General features: G+C 70.9%; 18 protein-coding genes. 9 read left to right on the top strand and 9 right to left on the bottom strand.

Translation table 11 applies throughout. The features are described from left to right. A complete protein-coding gene (locus tag EXE51_RS12975; protein ID WP_137692813.1) occupies positions 1-543 on the bottom strand; it encodes a hypothetical protein in 543 nt (180 codons plus the stop codon). Between the two features lie 199 nt (positions 544-742). Between EXE51_RS12975 and EXE51_RS12970 the strand changes: the two genes are divergently transcribed. Both EXE51_RS12970 and EXE51_RS12965 read left to right on the top strand, forming a co-directional pair. After that, on the top strand, positions 743-1519 hold the full coding sequence (locus EXE51_RS12970) for an aldo/keto reductase (RefSeq protein WP_137692812.1): 777 nt from the start codon (positions 743-745) through the stop codon (positions 1517-1519). Positions 1520-1612: 93 nt separating this feature from the next. Next, entirely contained in the window at positions 1613-2506 is an 894-nt protein-coding gene (locus EXE51_RS12965; protein ID WP_049930829.1) for a tetrahydrofolate dehydrogenase/cyclohydrolase catalytic domain-containing protein, read from the top strand. Between the two features lie 67 nt (positions 2507-2573). Here EXE51_RS12965 and EXE51_RS12960 read toward each other — a convergent pair whose 3' ends face one another. Then, complete coding sequence (locus EXE51_RS12960; protein ID WP_049930827.1) at positions 2574-3131, bottom strand: diadenylate cyclase; 558 nt, start codon at positions 3129-3131, stop codon at positions 2574-2576. A 143-nt stretch (positions 3132-3274) separates the two neighbouring features. Further along, the gene (locus EXE51_RS12955; protein WP_094552336.1) at positions 3275-4696 is read right to left on the bottom strand and encodes a bifunctional UDP-sugar hydrolase/5'-nucleotidase; all 1422 of its coding nucleotides are present in this window, start codon (positions 4694-4696) and stop codon (positions 3275-3277) included. A gap of 276 nt (positions 4697-4972) precedes the next feature. On the opposite strand from EXE51_RS12955, the gene rpl7ae reads away from it, so the two are divergent. The 4 genes from rpl7ae to ndk are packed head-to-tail and all read left to right on the top strand — an operon-like array spanning position 4973 to position 6240. Continuing rightward, positions 4973-5335 (top strand): 50S ribosomal protein L7Ae, encoded by a 363-nt coding sequence (rpl7ae, locus tag EXE51_RS12950; RefSeq protein ID WP_004595322.1) that lies wholly within the window; start codon positions 4973-4975, stop codon positions 5333-5335. 6 nt (positions 5336-5341) lie between these two features. Then, positions 5342-5566, top strand: a complete 225-nt coding sequence (locus EXE51_RS12945; protein ID WP_004595321.1) for a 30S ribosomal protein S28e — start codon at positions 5342-5344, stop codon at positions 5564-5566. A 3-nt stretch (positions 5567-5569) separates the two neighbouring features. After that, the gene (locus EXE51_RS12940; protein ID WP_049930824.1) at positions 5570-5764 is read left to right on the top strand and encodes a 50S ribosomal protein L24e; all 195 of its coding nucleotides are present in this window, start codon (positions 5570-5572) and stop codon (positions 5762-5764) included. Continuing rightward, on the top strand, positions 5761-6240 hold the full coding sequence (gene ndk / locus EXE51_RS12935) for a nucleoside-diphosphate kinase (RefSeq protein ID WP_049930823.1): 480 nt from the start codon (positions 5761-5763) through the stop codon (positions 6238-6240). Before EXE51_RS12940 ends, ndk begins: the two co-directional genes overlap by 4 nt. Before the next feature lie 170 nt (positions 6241-6410). On the opposite strand, the gene EXE51_RS12930 is transcribed toward ndk, so the two are convergent. From EXE51_RS12930 to EXE51_RS18145, 3 genes are all read right to left on the bottom strand, one after another. Beyond that, positions 6411-7664, bottom strand: coding sequence for a PQQ-binding-like beta-propeller repeat protein (locus EXE51_RS12930; RefSeq protein WP_137692811.1), 1254 nt, complete (start codon positions 7662-7664; stop codon positions 6411-6413). A 103-nt stretch (positions 7665-7767) separates the two neighbouring features. Continuing rightward, complete coding sequence (locus EXE51_RS12925; protein WP_094582379.1) at positions 7768-8505, bottom strand: carbonic anhydrase; 738 nt, start codon at positions 8503-8505, stop codon at positions 7768-7770. A gap of 87 nt (positions 8506-8592) precedes the next feature. Then, complete coding sequence (locus tag EXE51_RS18145; RefSeq protein WP_254921774.1) at positions 8593-8727, bottom strand: hypothetical protein; 135 nt, start codon at positions 8725-8727, stop codon at positions 8593-8595. 253 nt (positions 8728-8980) lie between these two features. Here EXE51_RS18145 and phoU point away from each other — a divergent pair, with 253 nt between their 5' ends. Next, on the top strand, positions 8981-9655 hold the full coding sequence (gene phoU, locus EXE51_RS12920; protein WP_049930819.1) for a phosphate signaling complex protein PhoU: 675 nt from the start codon (positions 8981-8983) through the stop codon (positions 9653-9655). A gap of 186 nt (positions 9656-9841) precedes the next feature. Here phoU and EXE51_RS12915 read toward each other — a convergent pair whose 3' ends face one another. Further along, the gene (locus tag EXE51_RS12915) at positions 9842-12334 is read right to left on the bottom strand and encodes a DUF2309 domain-containing protein (protein ID WP_137692810.1); all 2493 of its coding nucleotides are present in this window, start codon (positions 12332-12334) and stop codon (positions 9842-9844) included. Further along, entirely contained in the window at positions 12324-13811 is a 1488-nt protein-coding gene (locus tag EXE51_RS12910; protein ID WP_094520897.1) for a proton-conducting transporter membrane subunit, read from the bottom strand. Before EXE51_RS12910 ends, EXE51_RS12915 begins: the two co-directional genes overlap by 11 nt. 252 nt (positions 13812-14063) lie before the next feature. Between EXE51_RS12910 and EXE51_RS12905 the strand changes: the two genes are divergently transcribed. After that, complete coding sequence (locus EXE51_RS12905) at positions 14064-15080, top strand: amidohydrolase family protein (protein ID WP_137692809.1); 1017 nt, start codon at positions 14064-14066, stop codon at positions 15078-15080. Here the strand turns inward: EXE51_RS12905 and EXE51_RS12900 are convergent. Further along, on the bottom strand, positions 15077-15559 hold the full coding sequence (locus EXE51_RS12900) for an Lrp/AsnC family transcriptional regulator (protein WP_049930813.1): 483 nt from the start codon (positions 15557-15559) through the stop codon (positions 15077-15079). The two genes, EXE51_RS12905 and EXE51_RS12900, sit on opposite strands and share 4 nt — an antisense overlap. A 109-nt stretch (positions 15560-15668) precedes the next feature. Between EXE51_RS12900 and EXE51_RS12895 the strand changes: the two genes are divergently transcribed. Next, the gene (locus EXE51_RS12895; RefSeq protein WP_094494565.1) at positions 15669-16067 is read left to right on the top strand and encodes a thioesterase family protein; all 399 of its coding nucleotides are present in this window, start codon (positions 15669-15671) and stop codon (positions 16065-16067) included. The last annotated feature ends 87 nt before the right edge of the window (positions 16068-16154 follow it).

Here is a 16154-nt window from a genome sequence, read left to right as displayed (position 1 = left end):
TCACGCGACGAGTTCCGTCTCGGGCGCGTCGACGACGGTCCGGGAGACGCCGTCGGCGTCGTCGGCACCGCGCAGGTCGACGCCGCGAAGGCGGAGCGCGAGCGCCGCGTCGTTCCGGGCCGCGGGCGACCGCGGTCGGAAGGCCGTCTCGACCGCGTCGCCGTCTTCGTCCTCGTGAACGACGACCACGTCGCCGTCCCTGAACTCGGCGCGCCGGACGTCTCGCAGCGGTATCTCCGTCCGCGCGTTCCGGACGGCCGAGACGCAAACCCCGGCGAACCCGGTCACGAGCCCGAACGCGGCGATCCCGCCACCAGTCCCGCCGCTGCCGACCCACTCCAGTAGCGTCCCGAGCGCGGCGATAGCGGCGGCGACCGCCGACCCCGAAACGTCGCGACCGACGGAAGGCGCTCGGCCGTTCGCGAGGGCCCGGAGCCCCTCGACGCACACGCGGTCGGGTCGGTTCCGGACGCGTATCTCGCCCGGGGCGACCGCGACGCGTCCCGCGGCCGTCGGGAGCGACCACGCGCCGGTCCGGCTCATGCGGCGTCGGCGCCGACCACCGACGCGACGCGCGAGCGCTGGAGGACGGGTCGACGACTATGTAAGGGGGAGGGAAACATGAGCGTCCGTACGAGGGCCGCGCTCGTAACTGCTGGGTCAACTCACGGCCGCGAGCGCGGCCCCGCCGTCCAGCTCACACGGCGAGAGCCTTTAGTTCCCGTCCCGCGCACGTCGCGACATGGACCTCCCGCCGGTCGGTCTCGGAACGATGGGGATCGACGATCCGGGTGCGGTCGCGACGGCGGTCTCCGTCGGCTACCGCCACCTCGACACCGCTCGGATCTACGACAACGAGGCGGTCGTGGGCGACGGGCTCGCCGCCGGGCTGGCCGACGGCGACCTCGACCGCGGCGACGTGACCGTCGCGACGAAGCTCTGGACAGACGACCTCGCGGCCGGCGCGGTCGCGCCCGCGGCCCGCGAGAGCGCGGACCGGCTCGGCGTCGACGCGATAGACCTGCTGTACGTTCACCGCCCTCGCGGCGACTACGACCCCGAGACGACACTGCCCGCCATCGACCGCGTGGGCGACGACGGACTCGTGCGGAACGTCGGCGTCTCGAACTTCGAGGTCGCGGACCTCGACCGCGCGATCGAGGTTCTCGGACGGCCGCCCGCGGCCCACCAGACCGAACTCCACCCGCTGTTCCTCCGACCCGAGCTACTCGGTCACGCCCGCGAACACGGGTATCCGGTCGTCGCCTACTCGCCGCTCGCTGGCGGTCTGGTGCGCGAGATCGACGCCGTCGCCGCGGTCGCCGAGGCGCACGACGCGACGCCCGAGGCGGTCGCGATCGCGTGGGCGGCCGCGAAGGAGCCGGTGGTGACGATCCCGAAGGCGTCGAGCGAGGCCCACCTCCGCGCCAACCTCGCGGCGGCCGACCTCGAACTGACCGACGCGGAGGTCGCCGCGATCGACGCCGTCGAGCGCGAGGAAGAGCTGTTCCCGGAGTAGCCGATCCACATATACGTATAACCTAGGAGTTGTGAGAGACTCGATACGCATGATCCCGGTTCACTTTTACCGCGGGGACGACGAGAATCGCTCATGACGGAGATCATCGACGGGGAGGCGGTCGCGGCGGACGTGCGAGACGCGGTCGCCGACGAGGTGTCGCGGCTGTCCGACTCCGGGGTCGAGCCGGGCCTCGCCACGGTGCTGATGAGCGACGACCCCGCCAGCGAGACGTACGTCTCGATGAAACAGCGCGACTGCGAGGAGGTGGGCATCGAGAGCTTCCATGTCGAGATCGACGCGGACGCGCCCGCCGAGCGGCTGTACGAGACGATCGACGACCTCAACGACCGCGACGACGTTCACGGGATATTGGTCCAGCTCCCGCTCCCGGACCACGTGGACAAGCGGACCGTCCTCCGGCGGATCGCCCCCGAGAAGGACGTTGACGGCTTCCACCCGGAGAACGTCGGCCGCCTCGTCGCGGGCGACGCCCGGTTCAAGCCCTGTACCCCCCACGGCGTCCAGAAGCTGCTCGCCGCCTACGACGTGGAGACGGAGGGCGCGGACGCGGTCGTCGTCGGCCGCTCCGACATCGTCGGCAAGCCGATGGCGAACCTGCTGATACAGAAGTCCCCGACCGGCAACGCGACGACGACCGTCTGCCACTCCCGAACCGAAGACCTAGAGGGGGAACTGGCCGACGCGGACATCGTCGTCGCGGCCGCCGGCATCCCCGAGTTCGTCGACGGCTCAACCCTCAAAGAGGGCGTGACCGTGATCGACGTGGGGATCAACCGCGTCGACGCCGACACCGAGAAGGGGTACGAGCTGGTGGGCGACGTGGACTACGAGTCGGCGGAAGAAGTCGCGGGCGCTATCACGCCGGTCCCCGGCGGCGTCGGGCCGATGACGCGCGCGATGTTGCTGTACAACACGGTGAAGGCGGCCGGACTCCAGCGCGACGTCGAGGTCGACCTCGAGTAGCCGTGGCGGCGACGGACGCGCACGGTCCCGCCGAAACCTCGCGGTCGTCGCTCAGTGGGGCGTCCGCCTACGTCTCGGGTCGCCACCGCCCCCCGATCTCGTCGCGAGGGTAGTCCTGGTACGTACCGTTCAGGAACGTCGTAACGCGTCCGTCCTCCTCGCTGAGCGTGATTCCCCAGAGGACGTCGTCGCGGAGCGACGTCTCCAAGGCGCTCATGTGTTTGGTCCCCATCCAGCCGGGGAACTCGAGGCCGTCGACGTCTTCGATCTCGCCGCGAGAGGGGTTCCGGACCCGCACCATCTGTCGCTGAACGGTACCGTCGCCGGTCACGATGACGGCCCCGTCTCGACTGAACGCCACGTCCCGGGCGACCTTCGTGAACGTATCACGCGACTCCGTGACAACGCGGCACCGGTCGACCGGCCACTCGTTGTCGCCGAGGGGGTCGGTGTAGTCGGCGAAGTTCACCTCGGCGACGATGAGGACGTAGAGACTGGGACCGCTCACGTACTGTTCGCCCCAGCCGTCGAATTCCATGCTCAGCGATTCGGCAGTGTACCTGATGTGATCCATCAGCTTCTGGCTCGTCGCGTACTTCCCGAGCACCTCGTCAAGCGCGTCCATGTGCTATATGTACACACGAAACAAACAGTGTTAAACTCTCTCTCGGTGACCCGACCGAACCTACCGGGGCCGTGACGCCGGACTCGCCGCTTCGAGACGCGATCCGACACTCGCATCCCGACCACCCGCCCGTCGCCGCTCGTTCAGTCGTCGTCCGCCGCGGGGGCCCGGTTCCGGATCTCGATCCGTCCCTCAATTTCGGGGGCGATCCCGTGTTCGCGGGCGTAAGCGGCCAACACCTCGTACTGGATGTCCGCCTCGTCGACCCGATGACGCTGGCCGAGCGTCGGGTACTCGTGTTCGGAGTGGAGCAGGTACTCCGAGACGGCGACCGTGTAGCGCGCGTCCGGGTCGATAGGCTCGCCCCCGACGGTGGCTTCTAAGACCAGTTCGGCGTCGTCGTCCCAGACGACCCGGGCGTTCGAGACGTGGCCGTGCCACCAGTCGTCCTCGCCGAAGTCCACGTCGGGGGCGGCCATCTCGCGGAACACGTCGCTGAGCTCCGCGCCGGTGACCGACGCGAGCGCCACCGGCTCCTCGAACGGGATCAGGCTGATCAGGTCGGCCTTCGTCACGTCGCCCGTCCACGGGTCGCCCTGGCGGAGCCCGCCCGCGTTCGACAGCCCCACGTCGGCGTCGTGGACCCACCGGAACGCGTCCGCGACGAAGTTGCCGACGCGGCACTCCCCGCCGTGGACCACGTCGCCGGACCGCTCGATCGGTCGGTCGACGGTGTCGACGGTCTCGTCGAGGTCGGCCGCGGCCATCCGCTCGGCGAGCGCGTCGGCGAGCCCCGGCGCGGGGTCGGCCCCGTCGGGCTCGTGGAGCGTCGCGGCCGGCGGCTCGGAATCGAGGTCGATCTCGGCCACCGCCTCGCCGTTGACGCCGGGTCGGACGAGCAGGGTATCGTCGACGACCTCGTTCCGACGGCTGTGGACGTGGCCGCCGGCGATCGCGTCGACGTCGAGCTCGCGGGCGAGGTCGTCGTCGCCCGCGCCGAGGTGCGAGAGGACGACGACGTGATTGAGGCCCTCGTCGCCGCCCCCGCCTCTCTCGCGCTCGGCGACCGCGGCGCGCATCTCGGCCAGCGCGTCGCGCGCGGCCGAGACGGGGTCGTCGAACGAGAGGTCGGCGGCCATGGGGTTAAGCGAGTCCGTCGCGGGGTCGGTGACGCCGACGAACCCGACCGTCTCGCCGTCGACCTCGCGGGTTGCCCACGGGACGACGCCCTCGTCGCGGCCGAACGGCTCGCCGGCCTCACCGCGGACGTTCGCGGAGACGAACGTCGCGGGCGAGTCGGCGACGAGGCCGCGGAGCGGGTCGGGACCGTAGTCGAACTCGTGGTTGCCGAACGTGTCGAGGGCGGTGTCAGTCACCTCGTAGAAGTCGAGGACCTGCCTGCCCGTCGCGACCAACGAGAGGACGCCCGGCGCGGTCGTGTCGCCGGTGCCGACGACCGCGGCGTCGGGGCCCGAGAGCGCTCGGATCCGGCCGGCGAGGCGCGCCGCTCGCTCGGGGGCGTCGAAGACGTTCTCGATGTCGGAGTAGTGAACGAGGCGGACCATTCGTCGAGTCGACTGAGGGGCGAGCGACGCATAAAAAGCGCGGAGTGTCGCCGGGTCCGCCGCGGGCGGTGCGACGGCGACCGCGGTACCGCCGGTCCTGCCCGCGATCTCGCCCCGTGACTCCCGCTCGCACACGCGCGAGACATTGAAAGCGCTTTTATGGATGTCCTGACTACCACGGGGCACAGCCTCTGTGGGGTTGATGATGTGCCGTTCCGTTAGGGACCGACCACGGGACGGGCACGCGAGCCCGCACGGAGGATAGGTGAACAACATATGCCCGTTTACGTAGACTACGACACCCCGGCGGACCTCGCGGAGCGATCCCTCGAAGCGCTCGAGGTCGCCCGAGACACCGGTACCGTGAAGAAAGGAACCAACGAGACCACCAAGGCCGTCGAGCGCGGCAACGCGGACCTCGTCATCGTCGCCGAGGACGTCTCCCCCGAGGAGATCGTGATGCACCTCCCCGAGCTCGCCGAGGAGAAGGGGATCCCCGTCGCCTTCGTCGACACGCAGGACGAGGTCGGCCAAGCCGCCGGCCTCGAGGTCGGCTCGGCCGCCGCCGCCGTCGTCGACGCCGGCGACGCCGCCGACGACGTCGAGGACATCGGCGAGAAGGTCGCGGAGCTCCGATAACCACCCATGAGCGCAGAAGAGGGCACCGGCGACTCGACGACCGCGGAGGTCATCGAGGTCGTCGGCAAGACCGGGATGCACGGCGAGGCCATGCAGGTCAAGTGCCGCATCCAGGAGGGATCGAACCAGGGCCGGATCATCACCCGGAACGTCCTGGGTCCCGTCCGTCTGGGCGACGTGCTCCAGCTGCGGGAGACCCAGCGCGACGCCGACTCCATCGGAGGCCGATAACCAATGGTCGAGACACGCACCTGCGATTACAGCGGTGAGGAGATCGAGCCCGGCACGGGCACGATGTACGTGAAGAAGGACGGACAGATCCTCCACTTCGTCGACTCGAAGGCGGAGAAGAACTACTTCCTCGGCCGCGAGGCGCGCGACGTCGAGTGGACCGAGGAGGGTCACCGGGCCGGAGGCGACGAGCAGTGAGCCACCACGACGAGCGCACCTTCGTGATGGTGAAGCCCGACGGCGTCCAGCGCGGTCTCATCGGCGAGATCGTCTCCCGCTTCGAGGAGCGCGGGCTCAAGCTCGTCGCCGGGAAGTTCGTCCAGCTCGACGAGGATCTCGCGAAGAACCATTACGGTGAACACGAGGACAAGCCGTTCTTCGACGGCCTCGTCGAGTTCATTACCTCCGGCCCCGTCTTCGCGATGGTGTGGGAGGGCGCGGACGCGACCCGGCAGGTCCGCGCGATGGTCGGCGAGACCGACCCCGCCGAGTCCGCCCCGGGCACGATCCGCGGCGACTTCGGCTTAGACCTCGGCCACAACGTGATCCACGCGTCGGACCACGAGGACGAGGGCGCGAACGAGCGCGAGATCGACCTGTTCTTCGACGACGAGGAGCTCGTCGACTACGACCTCGACACCGCCGCGTGGGTGTACGAGGACGAATCTCACTGACGCGACTGCTCGCGGAGCGTCTACCGTTTCTCCGCTGTCCGATCCCGCACAGAGCTACCGCTCACGCGACACACCGCGTTTCCGGTGAATATTCGCGCTGAGTGCGGCGCAGTCGGTTGGTTTTGCTCTGCCTTGCCGGCATAAACTGCCGCCGAGCGCCGCTCCCGGAATCACGTGTCGACCGCGATCGCGGTCCCGTCGTCCGCGACGACGATCACCTCGTCACCGCCGTCGCCGGTGACGTCGGCGAACAGGGGACCGCCGTACGCGACGACCTCGGCGGGACCGCCCCGGGCGGTCACCTCGCCCTGTTGGGTCATCGCGAGGGCCTCGCCGTCGCGGTTGACCACCACGGGCGCGAGTTCGCCGTCGCCGTCGACGTCGCCCATGCGCGGCTCGTTGATCCGGGTCGAGGCACCGTACTGCTGTTTCCAGACGACCTCGCCGTCGAGGAGGTCGACGGCCCAGACGCTCCCGGAGCCGCCGACGTACACCCGTCCGGGGTCCGCATCGCCGATCGCGACCGGGAGATCCTGAAGGCCGACCTCGTACCGGTCCGAGCCGTCGCTCGTCTCCAGCGTCTCGATGTTCCCGTTGGCGCCGCCGAGCGCGAGCACTGGCCCGTCCCGGCTGTCCGCCGCGTTCCAGCTCAGCGGATTCACGGTCGGCTCGGTCGTCCATCGCGTCCCGCCGCTCGCGTCGAGCATGTGGACCGTCGCGGGGGCGCCCGCGGTCGTCAGCACCGCGAGTCCGCCCCGCTCGTCGGCCTCAGCGTCTGGTTCGACGATGAGCGGTCGGCGGCTGATCTCGCCCGCCAGCGAGGCCTCGGCGACCGAGTCGCCCGCGGCGTCGACGACGCGAACGCCCCCGTCGGTCGTGACCGCGGCCACCTCCCGACTTCCGTCGCCGGTGAGGTCGCCGATCGCGGGGCGGACCCCGCTCGGACCGCCGAGGTCGACCGCGAACCGCTCCGTCCCGTCGGCGGCGTCGAGGACGACGAGCTCCCCCGGCGCCGTCGTGAGCGCGACGACCGGGTCGCCGGCGAGGGTGCCCGCGGTGAGCCCGCTGACGCCGACCGGGCCGTTGCCGTCGGAGCCGTTCGTGTCGCCGGCGTCCCCGCCGCCGCGCTCCGCGTCCGGGCCGGAGACCGGGACCGACCAAGGCGTCTCGTCGGTCCCGACGGCCGTCGCGCGGACGACCCGCGACCCGTCCTCGGCCGCGGGGCGGAAGAGGAGCGGCTCGCCGTCGACGGTCGCGACCGCCGCGCCGCTGCCGTCGTCGCCGGGCGCCGGCCCGGACTCCCAGACGATCGTCGTCTCGGTGGTGGCGTCGTCGACGCCGACGAACGCGAACAGCGCCACGCCCACCCCGGTCGCGCCGCCGGCCAGCAGGATCAGCGTCGCGAACAGGACGCGTCGGTCCATTTGAACCCCATTTGGGCGTCGCCGTAAAACGGTTGTCGGATGCGATCCCCTCGCCCTTGGCGTCCCGGTGCCTCCCGATCTCGGCGGCTTGGAGCCCCTCGCGCTACAGGAGCGTCGCCACGTGGTCGTCGTGCGACGCGCCGACGAGGTCGCGCAGCGCCGCCGGGTCGCGCTCGCCGTCGGCGTTGACGAGGTAGGCGACGCCGTCACGGTCGCCGTAGACGCCGTGGAGATCGTACACGAAGCCGTACACGGTCGCGTCGGCCGCCTCGTCGCTGCCGCGGGCGAACGCGACCTGCTCGTGAACGTTGTACTCGACGAGCCGGTCGCGGACCGAGACACCGGCGTCGCTCTCGGCGTCCTCGTCGGTCGTGCCGTCGACCGCCTCGCCGTCACCCTCGCCGACGACGGCCGGGTCGTCGAGCCCGGCCTCGACGATCGGCAGCAGCGCCTCGACGGCGGCGCGGACGCCCGGTTCGGCCGGGAACTCGCCGGTGCGCGCCGCCGCGAGCGCGGCGCCGACCGCGCCGCACCCGGTGTGGCCGACCACGGCGAGGACCTCGGTGTGGGTGTGCCGGAGCGGGTACGCCACGCTCCCGTCGAGGACGCGCTCGCCGTCAACGAGCGCGCTCACGCTGTTGCCGATGGCGCCGGAGGTGAAGAGGAACCCCGGCTCGTCGACGGCGAACATCCCCTCCTGTGACACGCGCGAGTCGGAACAGCAGACGGAAACCACGCCGGGGCGCTGGCCGTCGCGGTGGCTGTCGAAAACGTCGGGAGGGAGAGCGGCGACGTGGTCGTCGTTGCGGCCGAGGAGGTCGGCGAGTATCCGGCGGTCCATACCGTCCCGCCCGGCCGCGGGCACAAAAAACGCCGTGGCGCGGGGGTGCTTCTGACGGAGTCCTCCTGCCCGAACGGCCGGGACGGGTCAGGCGACGAGCCCGACCGCGGAGACCAGGATTCCGACGACGAACACCGCGAGGAGCGCGATCGTCGCGAGCACCACCGCGGGCGCGAGCGCCTCCTCGTTCTCGTCGACGACGAAGTCTTCCAAGCTCTGCATATCCGAGCCGTCGTCGCCGCGGGGTTTGAACGCTTCGACCGAGGCTCCGCTACCGGTCGAACCAGTCCGTCACCGGCCGAACCCGTCCGGTACCGTCCGAGTCACGCGGGGTCGTGACCGCTGCCGACGCGTCGGTGTCGTCGCGGCCGCTCCCTCGTCGCTCCGCTCGGTCATTCGTCGACCGCCCGGCTGCCGCGTTCGGGAACCGGCCGCCGACGTGTTTTTGTGCGTCGGGCGTGGCGGATCTGCCAAGATGCCACGCGAACAGTACCAGACGAAGCTCGAAGACCTCCGCGACGACGTCCTCTACATGAGCGAGGTCGTCGCCGAGCGCCTGCGGATGGGGCTCGACGCGCTCGAACAGCAGGACGAGGAGTTGGGCGAAGAGGTGATCGCCGGCGACGCCGAGATCAACGACCTCTACCTCGAACTGGAGGGACAGTGTACGGACCTCATCGCGCTCCAGCAGCCGGTGGCCGGGGACCTGCGGTTCATCGCGGCCTCGTTCAAGATCATCACCGACCTCGAACGGATCGCAGACCTGGCGACGAACCTCGGCGAGTACGCCAAGCGGGCCGACCGCGAGGTGTTCCCCGACGTCGACGTCCAGCGCATCGGCGACGACACGCTGGCGATGCTGGACGAGGCGATGGACGCGTACGCGGAGTCTGACGCAGAGCGCTGCTACGCCGTCGCCGAGTCGGACGACGAAGTCGACGCCGCCTGCGAGGCCGCGAGCGACCTCGTCGTCCGCGACCTCATCGAGCGCGACGAGCTCCGCGAAGACGAGGACGTGGAGGGTACCATGCAGAACGTCTCGCGGCTGCTCCTCACGATCCGCGACCTCGAACGGGTCGGCGACCACGCGGTCAACATCGCCGCCCGGTCGCTGTACATGATCGAGAACGACGACGAACTGCTGTACTGACCGAGATCACTCGGTCCGGGGACGCCCACCACGTACCGTCGCCCGCCCGCTGAGAACGCGTCGCCGAGCGGGACGCTCTCCCTGTGCTGTGTCCTTCCGGATCGAGACGAAACAGGCGTGGCTCTCGGCGCCGTCGCGTGGGCGGCCGCGCTTGCTCCGCTCGCCGGGTTCCGTGGCGAACCGATCTCAGTCGTCGGCGACGGCCGGCGTCGTCGCCGTTCCGGGGCGCGCTTCGGCCGCCGCGGGCGCCGGCGTCCATTCTAAGTCCTCTTCGTAGCGGAACGCGCGGTGGTCCCGCGTCGGGTCGACGACCGTCAGCGAGAGCCAGTCGTTGTCCAGCAGTCCGGCCACCGCCTCGTTGTCGGCGAGGATATCGGTGACGCGGTCGACGGGCGCGTGGAGGACCGTCGAGAGCCGCAGCGGCTGGTGGTACGCCGTGTCGGCGTCGGCCATGAGCGACTGGAGCGGGAGGCCGGTCATCAGGTCCCCGCCGTTGCCCTGATAGACGCCGACGTTGCCGACCGGGTTGTGGGTCACCTTCGACCCGCTGCCGTACGCGGCGTTGTCGACCGTCGAGAAGTAGTACTGCGCGTTGATCCACTGGGTGACGACCATCGGGCCCGTCAGTATCGCCTCCAACGCCGTCCCGTCGGGGTCGGTCGCCCAGTCGTACGAGTGGAGGAAGGCGCGCCCGTCGAGGTCGAGGTCGCTCGTCAGCGGCCGGGGCCCGACGACGAAGCCGGCGTTTCCGGCCAACCCCCACTCGGGGCGCGTCTCGGCCCAGTCTGCGGCCCGCCGTTCCGCCTCGCGCACGCCCGCCGCGCCCCCGGGTCCGGCCGAGTCGGCCTCGCCCGCCGGTCCGACCCGCTCGGCGGCTGCCGCCTCGCGGGCGGCGTCGAGGTCCGCGCGCAGCCGTTCGAGGTCCGCCGCGTGCGAGTCCGGTACGTCCCCGTCGTACAGCTCGATCTCGTCGGTCGTCGTGTTGTGTTCGGCGGCGAGGAAGACGGTGTCGTCGGGCACGTCGTGGCCGCGCTCGCGCAGTCCCGTCTTCACTTCGGGGTCGTTACAGATCGCCGCGAGGACGCGGGCGCTCGGGCCGCCGGGGTTGCCGGCGCAGGCACCGCAGTCCAGGCTGGAGTCGTGGGGGTTGTTCGCCGTCTCGGCCGCGTGGCCCGTGAAGACGACGAGGCGACCGAACTCCTCCCACCCCATCAGCTCGAACGCGGTCGCGGCGTACTCGACCTTCTCGTCGCGAGTCAGACCGGTCGGAAGCGCTCCGGGAGCGCCGTCCCGCCGGTGGACGCCCGGTTCGCAGAACTCGTGATCGCCCGGAACCGCGTCGTCGGTCGTCGAGAGCAGGTCGTACACCCGGGCAGGAAGGAGCGTGCGCGCCGCGAGCGCGAGCCCGTAGCCGCTGCCGGCGCCCTCAACGAAGCTGAAGGCGGTCGCGGGGTTCGAGCGGAGCGTCTCGATCGCCTCGCCCGCGGCCTCGCGAGCGCGCGCCCAGCGGTCGCGGCTCGCCCGCGCGCCGTCGTCCGTCGGGACCTCGGCGACGCGGTACTGCGGGTCGAGGATCGGGGGACAGGCGTCGATCGACACGTCGTCGTCGTACCCCTGGTACTCCATCGGGACGCCGAAGAAGCCGGCGTAGCCGTGCGTCTCGTAGTCCCCTGTCGCCTCGACGTGCCGACGGATCACCTCCGAGCGCGTGTCGATACAGAAGACCAGCTGGGCGTCCGGGCGTCCGGACGCGCCGCCGTCCGCGCGGGCCCCGCGCTCGCCGTGGCGGGCCTCGCTCTCGGCCGCGACCCGCTCGACGAGCGCGTCGCGGTACGTCGCCTCCCACGCGCTCAGGAACGCTGCCGCGATCTCGTCCTCCGCGTCGACGACCGGACCGTCGGACTCGGCCGGCGGGGCGAGGTCGACACCGAAGGCGTCCGCCAGCGCGAGCCGGGCCGCGAGGTACCCGGTCAGCGTGATCGGGTACGCGGACTGCCACGCGCCGCCGTCGTCGGCGCGGCGCTTGAGCAGCCCGGTCCACCCGGGGAGCGCGGCGAACTGCGCCTCGAAGATCGATTGCCACCGGTCGTCGGGATACGGCTCCAGCGCGGACTCGACGGCCGCCGTCGGCGACGCCGGGAGGTCGGCTGCGAGCCCCCGATCGGGGATCTCGTCGTCGTGCTGGGCGACCGACCGGAACGCGTCGTAGAACCCCGCCTCGCGGTTCGGCATCGACCACTCGGCCCGCCCCTCGTCGAGGAAGGCCGACAGCCACTTCGTCAGCACGCGGTCGACGCGCTCGGCGTCGGAATCCGGGCGCGTCGCGGCGCCGGCGTCGCTCGGTTCGTCCGTCCCCTCGGCGGATTCCAGCCGGTCCAGCAGGGCTTCGGGACCGGCCTCGTAGCCGCGGTCGGTCAGGGTCTCGTCGAGCAGGTCGGCGTCGATCCGCCCCTCGTCGAGGGCCGTCCGGAACGTCGCCGCCCGCGGGTAGCCGCGGCCGCCGAGAAGGTCCGCCGCCCGGCTCACGGCCTCGTCGAACGGCCGGTCCTCGAAGCCGGCGAGGGGGTTCGCGGTTACGAACGAGTGGACCGGCCAGACCGACCCGACGGCGGTCGCGGCCGTCTCGATAGCGTCTCCGATGGCGTCTGCGTCGTCTTCGGTGGTGGATTCAGCGTTCATCGTATTCCTCCGTGGCGGTCAGGACGGTTTCCGGGGCGGGCTGCCCCGCGTTCAGCAGGGCGACGTAGAGGCGCTCGCTCCGTTCGTAGACGCCGGTCTCGATCGCGACGTACGCCGCGAGGAAGGCGACGCCGACGAGCGCGTGGAGCGCTGTCAGTTCGGTCGGCGCCGAGACGACGGGGAGCCCGGCGAGCAGCCCCGAGACGGCCTCGTACGCGAGCGCGTACACGGCGATGGCCGGGAGCGCCACCAGCGGGACGGCGCCGTAGCGGGCCGCCGTCGACAGACCGGTCTGCCGGACGGCGCTCCGGGCCGCGTGGAGCGTCGTGAGCGTGACGAACCCGGCGAGCAGCAGCCCGCTGTCGAGGCTCGTTCCCTTCCCCGTCAGGACCGCGAACGTCGCGCCGCCGGCGAGCCCGGTCAGCAACACGACGGCCGCACCCGCGACGCCCGTTCCCCCGAGTTCCGACTCGGTCTCCGTCGGGGCCGTGCGCTCGACCTCGTCGCCCGCGCTCAGGAAGTGGTACGCCTTGTAGAACCCGTGTAACACGAGGTGCGTCACGGCGGCGGCGAAGAAGCCGAGCCCGGCCTGGACGATCATAAAGCCCATCTGCCCGACGGTCGAGCAGCCTAGTTCGCCCTTGACGTCCGACCGGACGGTCTTGAGCAGCTTCCCGCCGAGGGCGCTCGCGGCGCCCGCGACCACGAGGGCGAGCATGAGCCCGGTTTCGGCCGTCACGACGGGCGCGAAGCGGGTCAGGAGGATGCCGCCGGCGTTGACGAAGCCGGCGTGCATCAGCGCCGACGCGGGCGTGGGAGCGGTCATCGAGGAGAGCAGCCACCCGTGGAACGGGACGAGGGCGGACTGGATCATCGCCGCGAGGACGAGCGCGCCCCCGGCGACGAGCAGCGTGGGGCCGCCGAGCCCGTCCGCGCTCGCGGCGATACCCGAGATCGTCGTCGCCTCGGTCGCCCGCCACAGCGTCAATAGGGCGACGCCGAGGAGCGCGCTGCTCGCGAGGAAGTGCCGCCGGGCGACGCTCGCGGCCGCGCGGGCCTGCGGCCAGCCGTCGACGGTCCCGATGAGCCGGGCCATCAAGAGCCCCATCGCCAGCCAGCACAGCCAGAACAGCGTGAGGTGGTCGGCCGCGACGAGCGCCATCACGGCGAGCGTGAACGAGAAGATCCCGAGGAAGAAGTCGGTCTCGTGGGCGCTCCCGGCCATGTAGCGCCGGGAGTAGCTGTGGACGATCCCGCTGAAGAACGTGACGACGGTCCACAGCAGGACGGTCAGTCCGTCGACGGCGACCGCGCCGGGCACCTCCCACGAGGCGCCGAGTCGGAGTCGGGCGACGAGGACGGCGACGCTCGCGGCGAACAGCGACCACGCGAGCCACGTCAGTACAGCGGAGACGAACGACGAGTCCGTCGTCTTCCGGAGCGCTCCGACCGTCGTCTTCGAGGTGGGTCCTGACATCGTTCGAGCGACCACGCGACCGGTCTCGACCCGCCGTCGGGTCGAGTCGCAACCCGGTCGTTGTCTACCCACTTTGAGAACATAACGTCTATTAAAGCTGTTTGTATTCACAATTCGTTCGCAAGAACAGCATTATAGAACATTATGATTATTCTCTCGTGGGGGAGGGCCTGGCGAGTCCGCGGTCGCAAGTGAGTCCGTTCGGCGTCGCGACTCAGGAAACCATATCGGCTCGGAGTCCGGAGGACCGGTATGCGAGAACTCGCAGGGACCGTCCTGGTCGGGGAGTCGTTCGAGCCCGTCCGCGGACGCGTCGTCGTCGAAGACGGGCGGATCGACGCCGTCGAGGAGACGGACACCGACTCGACGGACATCGTGCTGCCGGCGTTCGTCAACGCGCACACCCACCTCGGAGACTCCGTCGCGAAGGAGGCCGCGGTCGGCCTGTCGCTCGACGAGGCGGTCGCGCCGCCGGACAGCCTGAAGCACCGGCGGCTGGCGGCCGCCGACCGCGACGAACTGGTGTCGGCGATGCGGCGGACGCTCCGGTTCATGCGTCGGACCGGCACGGTCTCCGCGCTCGACTTCCGCGAGTCGGGGCCCGCCGGCGCGCGGGCGCTCCGCGAGGCGGCGGCGGAGACGGGCGTCGACCCGTTCATCTTCGGGAGCGGCGACCCGTCGGTCCTCGACGTCGCCGACGGCTACGGGGCCTCCGGCGCGAACGACGACGAGTTCGCCGCGGAGCGCGCCGCCTGCGAGGATCGCGGTCGCCCGTTCGCGATCCACGCGGGCGAGCCGGACGCGACCGACATCCACCCGGCGCTCGACTACGACCCGGACCTGCTCGTTCACATGATCCACGCCGAGCCGGACCACTTGGAGCGCGTCGCGGACCAGTCGGTCCCGATCGCCGTCTGTCCGCGCGCGAACGCGGTCCTCGATGTCGGGACGCCGCCGATACGGGAGCTGCTCGACCACACCACCGTCGCGCTCGGCACCGACAACGCCATGCTGAACCAGCCGTCAATGTTCCGCGAGATGGCGACGGCGGCGAAGCGGTTCGACGTGACCGACCGGGAGGTGTTGCGAATGGCGACCGCCGCGGGCGCCGAAATCGCCGACCTCGACTGCGGGGCGATCGAGCCCGGGCGGCGGGCGGCCCTTCTCGTCCTCGACGGCGACTCCGACAACCTGTCCGGCTCGGAGGACCCGGTCCGTGCGGTCGTCCGGCGGGCGACCGGGCTCGACGTCGAGCGCGTCGTCGGTTAGTCCTCCGCCCCGTCCCGCCCGGCGTCGAACCGCCCGAACGGGGTCGTCTCGTGGGTCCGCACGAGGACCTCGTCGGCGACGGTGACGCCCATGTCGAGGAGCGCCTGCGCCACGGGCGTGATGTCGCTGTCCGACTCGCCGACGACGGTGACGAGGAGGTTCTGCTCGCCGGTGACGAGCTCTTGGACCGACACGACTCCGTCGATCGCGAGGATGTCGGGGATGAGTTCGCCGCGCTCCGGTATCGACGCGGTACAGTAGAGCAGCATCCGGAGCGGATACCCCGACCGCTGGTAGTCGACGCTGGCGCTGTACCCCTTGATTACGCCCTCGGACTCCAACCGCTGGATGCGCTTGCGGACGGTGCTGTCCGAGGTGCCGGCCCGCTCCGCGATGTCCCCGGACGACGTGTTCCGCGCGTCCGCCTGGAGCGCGTACAGGATCGCCCTGTCGACGTCGTCTATCGCGCCGTTGTCCATGTCTCGCCGGTACGCGCGTGTCGGTTTTATACGTTGGTGGGGCGCCCGGCGCCGCCGCGGTCGACGCCGATCCCGACGCCTACATACGATCCCCGCCAGTGGGTCGGATATGGCGACCTACACCGCGGACATCGACGTTCGGTTCCGCGACATCGACGCGATGGGCCACGTCAACAACGCCGTCTACGCGACGTACATCGAGCAGGCGCGGACGCGCTTCTTCCGCGATGTCCTCGACCTCGACATCTCGGGGGCGTCGACCGTGCTGGCGTCGCTGTCGATCGACTTCCGGCGACCGGTCGAACTCGACGACGACGCGGTCGCGGTGAGCGTCGAGATAGCGGATCTCGGCCGGTCGAGCGCGACGATGACGCACGATATCCGGATCGGCGACGCCGTCGCGGCGGAAGCCGAGGCGACGCTCGTCGCCGTGGACCCGGAGACGGGCGAGCCGACGCCGATCCCGGAGGCACACCGGGAGGCGATGGCGTCGTACCGAGATCGCTGAGGGGGCGGCCCGCGGCCCGGGGCTGCGATACGAGGCCTCCCCCACCGTCGCGGTCGGACGCACACCTTCTTGACCGCGCGGACCGAT

The sequence above is a fragment of the Halorubrum sp. CGM5_25_10-8B genome, from assembly GCF_005435095.1.
GTDB classification, from domain to species: Archaea; Halobacteriota; Halobacteria; order Halobacteriales; family Haloferacaceae; genus Halorubrum; species Halorubrum ezzemoulense.
The sequence above is the reverse complement of the archived record's forward strand: the minus strand, read 5'-3'. Positions and strand labels throughout refer to the sequence as shown.

Excerpts from the sequence above, each read along its gene's own strand:
- EXE51_RS12900 (WP_049930813.1), bottom strand. The coding sequence starts at position 15,559 with ATGGACAACGGCGCGATAGACGACGTCGACAGGGCGATCCTGTACGCG.
- EXE51_RS12915 (WP_137692810.1), bottom strand. The coding sequence starts at position 12,334 with ATGAACGCTGAATCCACCACCGAAGACGACGCAGACGCCATCGGAGAC.
- EXE51_RS12945 (WP_004595321.1), top strand. The coding sequence starts at position 5,342 with ATGAGCGCAGAAGAGGGCACCGGCGACTCGACGACCGCGGAGGTCATC.
- EXE51_RS12925 (WP_094582379.1), bottom strand. The coding sequence starts at position 8,505 with ATGGACCGCCGGATACTCGCCGACCTCCTCGGCCGCAACGACGACCAC.
- EXE51_RS18145 (WP_254921774.1), bottom strand. The coding sequence starts at position 8,727 with ATGCAGAGCTTGGAAGACTTCGTCGTCGACGAGAACGAGGAGGCGCTC.
- EXE51_RS12910 (WP_094520897.1), bottom strand. The coding sequence starts at position 13,811 with ATGTCAGGACCCACCTCGAAGACGACGGTCGGAGCGCTCCGGAAGACG.
- EXE51_RS12970 (WP_137692812.1), top strand. The coding sequence starts at position 743 with ATGGACCTCCCGCCGGTCGGTCTCGGAACGATGGGGATCGACGATCCG.
- EXE51_RS12960 (WP_049930827.1), bottom strand. The coding sequence starts at position 3,131 with ATGGACGCGCTTGACGAGGTGCTCGGGAAGTACGCGACGAGCCAGAAG.
- EXE51_RS12930 (WP_137692811.1), bottom strand. The coding sequence starts at position 7,664 with ATGGACCGACGCGTCCTGTTCGCGACGCTGATCCTGCTGGCCGGCGGC.
- EXE51_RS12940 (WP_049930824.1), top strand. The coding sequence starts at position 5,570 with ATGGTCGAGACACGCACCTGCGATTACAGCGGTGAGGAGATCGAGCCC.
- EXE51_RS12955 (WP_094552336.1), bottom strand. The coding sequence starts at position 4,696 with ATGGTCCGCCTCGTTCACTACTCCGACATCGAGAACGTCTTCGACGCC.
- phoU (WP_049930819.1), top strand. The coding sequence starts at position 8,981 with ATGCCACGCGAACAGTACCAGACGAAGCTCGAAGACCTCCGCGACGAC.
- EXE51_RS12965 (WP_049930829.1), top strand. The coding sequence starts at position 1,613 with ATGACGGAGATCATCGACGGGGAGGCGGTCGCGGCGGACGTGCGAGAC.
- EXE51_RS12975 (WP_137692813.1), bottom strand. The coding sequence starts at position 543 with ATGAGCCGGACCGGCGCGTGGTCGCTCCCGACGGCCGCGGGACGCGTC.
- rpl7ae (WP_004595322.1), top strand. The coding sequence starts at position 4,973 with ATGCCCGTTTACGTAGACTACGACACCCCGGCGGACCTCGCGGAGCGA.
- EXE51_RS12895 (WP_094494565.1), top strand. The coding sequence starts at position 15,669 with ATGGCGACCTACACCGCGGACATCGACGTTCGGTTCCGCGACATCGAC.
- EXE51_RS12905 (WP_137692809.1), top strand. The coding sequence starts at position 14,064 with ATGCGAGAACTCGCAGGGACCGTCCTGGTCGGGGAGTCGTTCGAGCCC.